The organism is Limnoglobus sp. (assembly GCF_059499385.1).
The window spans coordinates 1-10,090 of sequence record NZ_JCABYM010000002.1 but is presented as its reverse complement, the minus strand read 5'-3'; the positions used below and the strand labels follow the sequence as shown (position 1 = coordinate 10,090).

At 69.7% G+C, this 10,090-nt stretch carries 9 protein-coding genes; 4 read left to right on the top strand and 5 right to left on the bottom strand.

All coding sequences use genetic code 11. From position 1 onward, the window contains the following. Positions 1-524 (top strand): sugar phosphate isomerase/epimerase family protein (locus AC5JJ2_RS00105; RefSeq protein ID WP_495855920.1); only part of this gene is annotated, 524 nt, incomplete at its 5' end. Positions 525-648: 124 nt separating this feature from the next. Next, a complete protein-coding gene (locus AC5JJ2_RS00100) occupies positions 649-948 on the top strand; it encodes an FmdB family zinc ribbon protein (RefSeq protein ID WP_495855919.1) in 300 nt (99 codons plus the stop codon). On the opposite strand, the gene AC5JJ2_RS00095 is transcribed toward AC5JJ2_RS00100, so the two are convergent. From AC5JJ2_RS00095 to AC5JJ2_RS00085, 3 genes are read right to left on the bottom strand one after another with little or no spacing between them, the layout of a single operon-like run. Further along, positions 949-2,193, bottom strand: a complete 1,245-nt coding sequence (locus AC5JJ2_RS00095) for an outer membrane protein assembly factor BamB family protein (protein ID WP_495855918.1) — start codon at positions 2,191-2,193, stop codon at positions 949-951. It abuts the gene before it with no gap. Between the two features lie 9 nt (positions 2,194-2,202). Then, positions 2,203-2,472 (bottom strand): hypothetical protein, encoded by a 270-nt coding sequence (locus AC5JJ2_RS00090; protein WP_495855917.1) that lies wholly within the window; start codon positions 2,470-2,472, stop codon positions 2,203-2,205. A 59-nt stretch (positions 2,473-2,531) separates the two neighbouring features. After that, entirely contained in the window at positions 2,532-3,431 is a 900-nt protein-coding gene (locus tag AC5JJ2_RS00085) for a dihydrodipicolinate synthase family protein (RefSeq protein WP_495855916.1), read from the bottom strand. Between the two features lie 71 nt (positions 3,432-3,502). Here AC5JJ2_RS00085 and AC5JJ2_RS00080 point away from each other — a divergent pair, with 71 nt between their 5' ends. Next, positions 3,503-4,306: a TIGR02996 domain-containing protein gene (locus tag AC5JJ2_RS00080; RefSeq protein WP_495855915.1), complete on the top strand. Its 804-nt coding sequence runs from the start codon at positions 3,503-3,505 to the stop codon at positions 4,304-4,306. An 83-nt stretch (positions 4,307-4,389) separates the two neighbouring features. Here AC5JJ2_RS00080 and AC5JJ2_RS00075 read toward each other — a convergent pair whose 3' ends face one another. Both AC5JJ2_RS00075 and AC5JJ2_RS00070 read right to left on the bottom strand, forming a co-directional pair. Further along, complete coding sequence (locus AC5JJ2_RS00075) at positions 4,390-5,502, bottom strand: calcium-binding protein (protein ID WP_495855914.1); 1,113 nt, start codon at positions 5,500-5,502, stop codon at positions 4,390-4,392. Between the two features lie 634 nt (positions 5,503-6,136). Beyond that, positions 6,137-7,699, bottom strand: coding sequence for an ABC transporter permease (locus AC5JJ2_RS00070; RefSeq protein ID WP_495855913.1), 1,563 nt, complete (start codon positions 7,697-7,699; stop codon positions 6,137-6,139). 338 nt (positions 7,700-8,037) lie between these two features. Between AC5JJ2_RS00070 and AC5JJ2_RS00065 the strand changes: the two genes are divergently transcribed. Beyond that, positions 8,038-9,882, top strand: coding sequence for an FG-GAP-like repeat-containing protein (locus tag AC5JJ2_RS00065; RefSeq protein ID WP_495855912.1), 1,845 nt, complete (start codon positions 8,038-8,040; stop codon positions 9,880-9,882). Positions 9,883-10,090 lie beyond the last annotated feature (208 nt).

The window sequence follows — 10,090 nt, the reverse complement described above, 5'->3', positions numbered from 1 at the left end:
TCCTCGGCTGCCACAGCATCCGGGTGAACGCGGCCAGCGACTGGAAGAAGGGGTTCGAGGAGACGCAGAAGCTCGCCGCCGACGGGCTGCGGAAGCTGTCCGAGGAAGGGGACAAGCACGGGCTGAACGTGATCGTCGAGAACCACGGCGGGCTGTCGAGCCACGGCGGGTGGCTGGCCGGCGTCATGAAGCTGGTGGACCACAAGCGGTGCGGCACGCTCCCGGACTTCGGGAACTTCAACATCGGCAAGGTCGAGGGGCAGCCGGCCGGCTACGACCGGTACAAGGGCGTGGACGAGTTGATGCCGTTCGCGAAGGGCGTCAGCGCGAAGTCGCACGACTTCAACGACAAGGGCGACGAAATCCACACCGACTACCGGAAGATGCTGGAGATCGTGCTGAAGAAGCACAAGTACGCCGGGTTCATCGGCATCGAGTACGAAGGCGGCAAGGCCGGCGAGCCGGAGGGCATCAAGCTGACGAAGGCGCTGCTGGAGAAGGTCCGGGCCGAGATGAAGGGGTAGAATTCGTCGAGCGGCCTCTTCTAGATAGCCGCCGGCTTGCCGGCGGGGTTTTGCACTCTCAACACCCCGCCGGCAAGCCGGCGGCTATCTGAGGAGGGCGTGCTAAACGGGATGAGGGTCAACGATGCCGATCTACCACTACCAGGTCGTGACCGACGACGACTCCGGCGAGGTCTTCGAGGTGTTGCAGCCGATGTCCGACCCGCCGCTGACGGCCCACCCGGAGACGGGCGTGCCGGTGAAGCGGGTGTTCACGACGGCGAACGCCCCGCGGGCGTGGACGGGCAACAACATGAAGGCGAACCTGTCCGACAAGAACCTCGACCGGATGGGGTTCACGAAGTACGTCAAGAGCGACAACGGCAAGTACGAGAAGGTGGTCGGCAAGGGGCCGAGCAAGATCAACAAGCCGCCGGCCGGGTGACTACTTCCCGACGCAGTACAGGAACTTGTCGGACCGCACGAACAGCTTCCCGCCGGCGACGGCCGGACTCGCGTTAAACGTGCTGCGGTCGCCGAAGTCGTTCGTCGCCAGCAACTCGAACGTCGGCTTCGCCGCCACCACGAACGCCTTTCCATTTCGCGACAGGTAGTAGACCTTCCCGCCTGCCACCACCGGCGAGGCGTACACCTGGCCGGCCCGGTTGACCGCCTGCTCGTACACCACCGCCCCCGTCTTCGCGTCCGCGCAGTAGGCCCGCTCCTGGGCCTCGTTCATCCAGTACAGGTGACCGTCGTGATGGACCGGGGACGACACGTTCGCCCCCTTCTTGCCGGTCCACACGCGGTGCGTCGCCGTCACGTCGCCGGACCCGCCGCCGCGGACGGCCAGCGCCCCGCCGGACCGGCCGCCGATGCAGTAGACTACGCCGTCGTGCGCCACCAGGCCGGGGACCATGTACCAACTGATCCCGGTGTCGCACGCCCACAGCTGCTTGCCGGTCGCCGGGTCGAGGCCGAGGAGCTTGCCGAAGATCGCGACGACCAGTTCCGTCTTCCCACCGACCTCGTGCAGGATCGGCGTGCTCCACGACTCGCGAATCCCCTTCGTTCGCCAGACTTCCTCGCCGGTCTTCTTGTTCAACGCGACGAGGCTGTCGCTTTCGACGCTCGCGTTCACGATGACGAGGTCGCCGAACAGCACCGGCGACGTGGCCGACCCCCAGCCGTTGAGGTTGGACCCGACGTCCGCCCGCCAGAGTTGCTCGCCGGCGTGGGTGAACGCGATCACGCCGGACTTGCCGAAGAAAACGTACACCCGCTCCGAATCGACGGCCGGCGTGCCGGAGGCGTAGCCGTGGTCGTCGCGAATCTTCTCCTGCTCCGGCAGCTTCGGGGCCACGTCCTTCGTCCAGGCCGGCGTGCCGTCGTCGCGGTTGTAGCAAAGGACGTGCAACTTCAACTGGTCCTGCTCGCCGCGCGGCTGGCCGGGGACGTTGTACCCGGTGTAGCAGGTGAGGAAGATTCGCGACCCGACGACGACCGGGCTGGACGTGCCCGGCCCCGGCAGCGCGGCCTTCCACGCGAGGTTGTCCGTGCCGCTCCAGGTCGTGGGGGCCTTCTCGGCGGTGACGCCGAGGCCGCCCGGCCCGCGGAACTGCGGCCAGTCCGCGGCAAACAGCGGGGACGCGGCGAGAAGCAGCGCCGCGAGCGGGAATCGCGTGGGCATGGGAGGTCCTCAGTCCGCCGGGTCGCCGATCTTTTCCTGGTAGGCGAGAAATTTCTCGTACAGCTCGGCCGGGTTGCCGACGGACAGTTCGGTGAACCCGCACTCGCCGCAGATGGTGGCCTGGAGGGTGGCGAAGATCGGCCCCTTGAATATCCACGCGTCCGGGTTGGTGTACCCGATGCACGCCTTGAGCTGGCCGTCCGAGTACTGCCCCTGGTCCAGCACCCCGACGAAGGGCATGAGCTTCTCCGACCCGCATTTCATGCACGTGGCGGACATGGCGGTTCTCGCTGAGAATTGGTTAGCGTGCGACCCGACGGGTCGCACGCTAACCGGGGTTACCTCGTCTTCGGTCGCGTCGCGATGGCCTTGCGGATGATGCCGAGCACCTGCTCCCGCTCCTCGCCGACGAGGGGCAGCCGCGGGGCGCGGCACAACTCGCTGCCGTACCCGCACTCGGCGCTCGCCAGCTTGATGTACTGCACCAGCTTCATGTGCGTGTCCAGGTGCAGCAGCGGCGTGTACCACCGGTACGCGGCCCTCGCCTCGGCCCACTTCCCGGCCTGCACCAGGTCCCAGATCAGCCGGTTCTCGGCCGGGAACGCGTTCACCAGCCCGCTGACCCACCCGACCGCGCCGAGCATCACGCACTCGAGGAACAAGTCATCGACGCCGGCGAAGATCACGTACCGGTCGCCGGTCAGGTTGATGATGTCCGTGATTCGCCGCGGGTTGTCGCTGCTTTCCTTGATGCACGCGAATTTCGGCTCGTCCGCCATCTCGACGAACATCTCCGGCGTGATGTCCACCTTGTACGCCGGCGGGTTGTTGTAAACCATGATCGGCAGGTCGGTCGCCTTCGCCACGGCCCGGAAGTGCGCGACCGTCTCCCGCGGGTCGCTCTTGTACACCATCGGCGGCAGCACCATCAGGCCGTCCGCCCCCAACTTCGCGGCGTCCGCCGCCCACCGGCACGCCTGGGCCGTCGTGTACTCGGCCACGCCGGTCAACATCGGGACCTTCTTCCCGACGTGGTCGATCGCCGCCTTCAGGAACTCCCGCTTCTCGGCCGGCTCGAGCGTCGTGTTCTCGCCGACGCTGCCGAGCATCACGAACCCGTGGACGCCGGCCGCGAGCATCGCGTCCATGTGCTTGAGCGTGCCGGGGACGTTCAGGGACTGGTCCGGGTGGAATTGCGTACACACGGCCGGGAACACGCCGCGCCAGGAAACCGTCATCGGGGGTCACTCCAACTGGAATCGGAACGCGGGCAGTGTATGCTTTCCCACATGGTTGGGAAGTCTCACGAATGACGGACGAAGAAGCGCTGTTCGCGGGCGTACTCGCCGCCCCGGACGACGACGTGCCGCGGTTGGTGTACGCCGACTGGCTGGAGGAGCACGGCCAGGAGGACCGGGCGGAGTACATCCGCGTCCAGATCGAGCGGGCCGGCCTGCCGAAGACCGTGCCGCGGTACAAGGAGTGCGTCCGCCGGGAGCGGGTGCTGTTCGCGCGGAACAAGGCGGCGTGGATGGAGCCGTTCCAGTTCTGGCCGGGCGGCGGGTCCGTGCGGTTCGAGCGGGGGTTCGTGTCGATCGTCAAGGCGACGACCAACTACTTCAAGTACAACGCCGAAGAACTGTGGCGGCGCGCGCCGGTCCGGGAGGTGTACGTGACGGACGGCCGCAGCCACGTCCGCGAGCTGTGCTGGCTGCCGCGGCCGCCGCAAGTCCGCGTCCGGGTGGGCCTCGTGCCGAGCCGCGACCACCTGCCGACGGTGACGATCGACGCGCTGCCGCCGAGTCCCTCGCGGATGGAGCCGTGCCTGCGGACGGGGACGTGGCTAATCCTGGGGTACGCCCGCGCCGGCGGGTCGGACGCGGTCGCCGTGGCCCGCTTCAGCGACTACGTGACGCGACACGGCGGCCCGCACGGGGCGGTGAACTTCGGGGTGCGGCCGTACCAGGTCGCCAGCGAGTTCCGGGCGTGGTGCCCGATCCCGGACGCCGCCCCCGGCCCGCACTGGCTGCTCCTGAAGGACGGCAAGCTGGCCGCGTACTCGTCCGGCGGCCTGGACGCCGATTCCCTCGGCCCAACGTTCTGGAATAGTTGATAGTTGGCAGTTGATAGTTGGTAGTAGTCAGAAAAGACCCGCCTTTCCTGCCAACTACCAACTACCAACTACCAACTATTCGATCACGTCCCGGCCCACACCTCGTCGAGCTGGGCCTCGAAGTCCAGGAACAGGTCGGTCGTCTGGGTCATGCTCGTGACGACGACCGTGTCCTTACCGGCCCCGCCGACGACGATGTCCTGCCGGCGGTCGTTGTTGCTGATGTCGATCGTGTCGTCGCCGTTGCCGCCGTTCAGCACGTCCCGGCCGGCCCCGCCGGCGAGCGAGTCGTTCCCCTCGCCGCCGTTGAACACCAGCGCCACGGCCGCGGCCGTCTGGGCCACGCCGGTGATCGTGTCGTTGCCCGTCCCGCCGTCGGCCACCACCTGGCGGACCGCGGTGCCGGACAGGTCGTTCACGGTGATCGTGTCGTCCCCGCCCTGCGTCTGCATCGTCACCTGCTCGGTCGCGACCATGGTGATGAAGAAGGGGACGAGGTTGGTCCGCTGGAACAGCACGCCGCCGGGGTTGTTCGGGTCCTTGCCGAGGACGAACGCGTCGGCGTTCGACCCGGCGATCGGCGTCTCGTTGCCGATGACGACGCCGTTGTCGAACCCGTCGCCGCCGTCGTAGTGGTCGATCAGCGTGCCGGGGTTCCACACGAGCTTGTCGTTGCCCCCCTCGCCGAGCATGATGTCGTTGCCGAACCCGCTGACGAGCGTGTCGTTCCCGCTCCCGCCCATCTGGACGACGTTCCCGACGATGGCGTTGCCGACCACCCCGCCGACGAACCCGCCGATGAGCGGGGTGAGGGTGTCGTTCCCGCCGCCGCCGATCAGGACGGCACTCGGCGACGCCGCGAGCTTGCCGTTCCCGTCCAGCGTGTTGAGCGACTTCGTGAGCGTGATCGAGTCGTCCCCGCCCCGCGCGTCCACCGTCACCTGCGCCAGCCCGGCGACCGTCGGCGTGCCGAGGATCGACCGGATGGCCACGTTCTGCCCGTTGTTCGTGACGGTCAATTTCCCGGTCGTGTCGGCCGAAACGACAATGTTATTGGCGGCCCCGTCGCCGGTGACGGCGAGTAGCCCGGTGCTGTACAGGGCGGTGACGGCCGGCGTGGTGCGGTCCTCCAGGGGGACGACATCCAGCGACGACTTCGGGGTGCGGAAACCGGTGCGAGTTTTGGTCCACAACATCGAAGACTCCTAAAAGAAAAACACGGAAACGAAAACAATCCAACCGCCCGGACCACCCGGGCCGAAGGCGCACCGCGGCCGCGGGGCGGAAGCTCCGTGGCGTGCGGTGCCGGGGCGAACGTTCACCTACGGGGACCGGCTGAGCAGACGCGAGCCGCGAAGCGACCGGGCGGTCAGCCGGGTGTAGCCAGTTTCAATCCGACGATCAACGGGGGCGATTCAACCGGGGGCGAAGCTAACAGAGTTGGCGATCCGGGCCGCGACACGCGCGGCCGAGTCGATTCGGGTTCGCACTCGAATCGTGTGAATCTGTATGTCATGTTTTTCGGCAAGTCGAGCGGTCAAATCGATTTCGCGTTTTTTCGGAACGAAATGTCCGACACTCGAAAACCGGCCGTTTGCGTGCGGCGAAACGTTGCAGCCGCGGCGCGAGTGAGGGGCGGCGTGTAAACGGAACGAACGCGCGGGCGTGTCTGGTTTTTACGCGACATCGACGGCGAACGGCACGGCGTCAGCGTGCCGGTGTTCCCCCCCGGCGGCCCCCACCGGCACGCTGACGCCGTGCCGTTCGCCGTTGCGGTTCGGTCCGCCGCGACCGGGCGAGCCGGGACGCGAGGTTCGGGACGAGAACACGTCACCCGTACTTCAGCGCCTCGACCGGCTCGACGCGGCTGGCCCGGCGGGCCGGGTAGATCGCCGCCAGCGTGGTGATGACGGCCGCCGCCGCGAACGTCGCCACCGACAGCCACAGCGGGAACTCGAACACGCTCGTGGACAGCATCGTCTCGCCCCGCATCTGCCGCTGAATCTCGCCCCGGACGATGCTGTCCGCCGGGCCGGCCGCCAGCCGCGCGATGGCCAGCCCGAGCAGCCCGCCGAGCGTGCCGATGAGCGTCCCCTCCAGCAGGAAGATCGCCAGGATTTGCCGCCGGCTCGCGCCGACCGCTTTCAGAATCCCGATCTCGCGGGTCCGCTCGACGACGTTCGTGACGAGCGTGTTCGTGATGCCGATGGCCGCGACGATGAGGGAAATCCACGCGAAGATGTTCAGCGTCACGGCGATGGCCGTCACCTCCCGGCGGGCGTTGTTGAACCACCGCAGCGACGAGTTCGTCGTGAACCCCTGCGCCTCGATCGCCTCGACGACGGCCGGCAGGTCGCCGCCCGGCCGGACCTTCACCTCGGCGTGGTCGAACCGGCCGTCCTCGATGTTGTGCAGCCGGCGGAAGACGCCGTCCCCGCCGGTCGCGTTCGCGAACACGGCCATCTGGCTGACGTGCCACGTCCCCTTCTTCCGCTCCTCCTCCGACGGCTCGCGGTAGACGCCGACGACGGTGAACGCGTCCGTCGCCGGGTAGCGGCCGGGCTTCTTCTCCGCCGGCTCCTCCGGCCCGAACAGCTTCCGCACCTCGGCCTTCTCCTTCGCCGTCAGGCTCGACTGCTCGACCAGCTTCGGCAGCTCGCGGATCAGCTTCAACAAGGTCAGCCCCTGCGACGTGGTGAGGGACGCCACGGCCCCGTTCATGCTCGCGAGGAACGACTGCTGCCGGGCGTCCGACGCGCCGCCGAGTTCGACCGTCAGCGGCTGCCCGACGGCCGCGGCGACCTCCGCGTCGGTCTTGAACCCCAGGTCGTACAGCAGCACCTCCGGCACGACGACCTCGCGAACGTCCCCCTCGGCGGGCAACCGTCCGGCGACGAGGAGTAGCCGCAGCTCCGGCCGGTCGCACCGGGTGGCGACGAACATGGCGTGATGCCGCCGCTCGCCGAGCCGGACCGTGCCGTGCAGGTGGCGGAACGTGCGAACGTCGGCCACGTCCGGGATGGCCGCGAACTCGGCGAGCTTCGCCGGGGTCAGCGGCGCGGCGGCCTTCGCCGGGAGGGATTGCTTCGCCCTTACCTCCAGCACCTTCCGCAGCCGGGCGGCGCGGTCCGGGCCGACGCCGTCGGGCACTTTCACCGTATCCGCCGGGACTTCGCCGACGGTCTGATAGCGGTCGGACGTGACGTGGACTTCCCAGAACCCCTCACGGGAGTGGAACTCGTTGGTGATGACCCGCCGCAGGCCGACGCCGAGGGACAGGCTGAACGCCAGCGACGTGGCCCCGACGGCGACGCCGAGGACGGTGAGCGCGGTGCGGACCTTCTGCCGCCACAGGCCGCCGACGGCGAAGCGAACCAGGTCGGGAAGTCGCATGGGCGGCTCGCGGCGGGGGGAACGAACGGGAGGGGGAAGTTTATCCGAACGAAAGGGTAGGGGTATGCCCCGCGGTCAATTGTAGGGCGGGTCAAGGCTTTGCGCCGACCCGCCGGGGGACCGCCACCACGTCGAAGAGGCGCAGAACCGGCTGGGACCGCGACGGCGGGTCGGCGCAAAGCCTTGACCCGCCCTACAAAACCCCCGGCGGTCGCGGCGCAAGGGTGAATCCGCCCGGCATTTCTCCCACGGGGCAACCGCCGTCCCCTCGCACTCGTCTCTGACCTAGAATACGTCGCCCCCGTCGCGCCGCGGCTTCCGAGGAGCTAGGAAATTTCATGGCCGAACGCACGCGCCGCCTCCACCTGGACGCCCTCGAACCGCGGGACACGCCGGCCGTCACGCTGCGGGTCGATTACACCTTCGACGCGAACAACTACTTCACCGGCGAGCGGCGGGCGGCCATCGAGCGGGTCGCCGCGGAAATCAGCGGGCGGCTCCAGGACAACCTCGCGGCCATCGTGCCGACCGGGTCGAACACCTGGCAGGCGTCGTTCTTCAACACGCTGACGAACCGCACGGTCACGCTGAACAACCCGACGGTCGCGGCGAACGAGGTCGTCGTGTACGTCGCCGGCGGGCCGATCAGCGGGTCGGAACTCGGCGTCGCGTCCGGCGGGGCGTTCTCCGCCAGCGGGTCGGCGGCGTGGCTGAACGCGGTCCGCGGCCGCGGCCAGGCCGGGGCGCTCGGGTCGTTGCCGACGGACGTGTCCCCGTGGGGCGGGTTCGTCGCGTTCGACTCCGCGACGAACTGGGAGTTCTCGGCCGGCCCGCCGGCGGCCAACCAGTTCGACTTCGACAGCGTCGCCCGGCACGAGCTGCTCCACCTCATCGGGTTCGGCCTCGGCGACCTCGCGTTCGACCGGTTCCTCGTGAACGGCACGTTCACCGGCCCGAACGCGGTGGCGGCGTTCGGCCGGGCCGTGCCGACGGCCCCCGGCGACGACGGCCACTGGGCGGCGAACGTCGCCGTCGGCGGGCAGACGGCGCTCATGGTCCCGTCCATCCCGGCCGGGGCGGTCCGCCCGATCACGGCCCTCGACTTCGCCGCCCTGGAAGACATGGGCTGGCAAATCAGCGGCGGGGCCAGCCCGCCGCTCGTCCCCCCGCCGCCGACGAACCCGCCGGTCGTCCCGCCGCCACCGCCGCCACCGCCAACGGGGGACGCGGCCGTCCGGTTCGCCGTCGGCGCGGGGGACGGGGCGGCCTCGACGTTCTCGACCGTGAACGCGGCCGGGGAGCCGGTCGCGACCGTCAGCCCGTTCGGCGACTTCACCGGCGGCGTCCGGACGGCGGCCGCCGACTTCGACGGCGACGGCGTCAAGGACGTGGCCGTCGGGACCGGCCCCGGCGGCCCGACGCAGGTGCGCATCTTCAGCGGCGCGACGCAACAGCTGCTCTTCTCCGTGCAGCCGTTCGAGGAATCGTTCACCGGCGGCGTGTACGTGGCGGCCGGCGACACGACCGGCGACGGCCGGCCGGAACTCGTCGTCACCCCCGACCGCGGCGGCGGCCCGCGGGTGGACGTGTACAGCGGGGCCGGGTTCGGGAAGCTCGCCAGCTTCTTCGGCATCGACGACCCGAACTTCCGCGGCGGGGCACGGGCCGCCGTTGGCGACCTCACCGGCGACGGCCGCGGCGACCTGCTCGTCGCCGCCGGGTTCGGCGGCGGCCCGCGGGTCGCCGGGTACGACGGCACGACGCTCGGCACGACCCGCCGGAAGGTGTTCGGCGACTTCTTCGCGTTCGAGCCGACGTTGCGGAACGGCATCTTCATCGCCGCCGGCGACGTGAACGGCGACGGCCGGGCCGACCTGATCGCCGGCGGCGGGCCGGGCGGCGGCCCGCGGGTGACCGTCTTCAGCGGGGCGGCGCTCCTGTCGAACACGTATACGACGCTCGGCAATTTCTTCGCCGGCGACCCGGCGAGCCGCGGCGGCGTCCGGGTGGCCGCGGCCGACGTGAACGCCGACGGCCGCACCGACCTGGTGACCGGGGCCGGGGACAACGCCGGGTCGCGGGTGACGGTGTACGACGGCCGCACGGTCGGCCAGCCGCTCCCGCCGACGCTGCTCGACGGCGAGTTCTACCCCGGCTTCACCGCCGGCGTGTTCGTGGGGTGATTGCGGGGTCGCGGCCGGCCGAGTCTTCGAGGCGTCTTGTTCCCTCCCCCTTGGGGGGGAGGGTTAGGGAGGGGGGTAACCTCCCTTCCTCCGGGGCATTCGCGTCAGCGGGAGGAAGCTCGGGGGGGGGGGGGGGGCGCGCCCCCCCCCCCCCCGCGCCCCCCCCCGCCCCCCGCCCCCGCCCCGCCCCCCCCCCCCCCCCCCCCCC

Excerpts from the sequence above, each read along its gene's own strand:
- AC5JJ2_RS00100 (WP_495855919.1), top strand. The coding sequence starts at position 649 with ATGCCGATCTACCACTACCAGGTCGTGACCGACGACGACTCCGGCGAG.
- AC5JJ2_RS00095 (WP_495855918.1), bottom strand. The coding sequence starts at position 2,193 with ATGCCCACGCGATTCCCGCTCGCGGCGCTGCTTCTCGCCGCGTCCCCG.
- AC5JJ2_RS00090 (WP_495855917.1), bottom strand. The coding sequence starts at position 2,472 with ATGTCCGCCACGTGCATGAAATGCGGGTCGGAGAAGCTCATGCCCTTC.
- AC5JJ2_RS00085 (WP_495855916.1), bottom strand. The coding sequence starts at position 3,431 with ATGACGGTTTCCTGGCGCGGCGTGTTCCCGGCCGTGTGTACGCAATTC.
- AC5JJ2_RS00080 (WP_495855915.1), top strand. The coding sequence starts at position 3,503 with ATGACGGACGAAGAAGCGCTGTTCGCGGGCGTACTCGCCGCCCCGGAC.
- AC5JJ2_RS00075 (WP_495855914.1), bottom strand. The coding sequence starts at position 5,502 with ATGTTGTGGACCAAAACTCGCACCGGTTTCCGCACCCCGAAGTCGTCG.
- AC5JJ2_RS00070 (WP_495855913.1), bottom strand. The coding sequence starts at position 7,699 with ATGCGACTTCCCGACCTGGTTCGCTTCGCCGTCGGCGGCCTGTGGCGG.
- AC5JJ2_RS00065 (WP_495855912.1), top strand. The coding sequence starts at position 8,038 with ATGGCCGAACGCACGCGCCGCCTCCACCTGGACGCCCTCGAACCGCGG.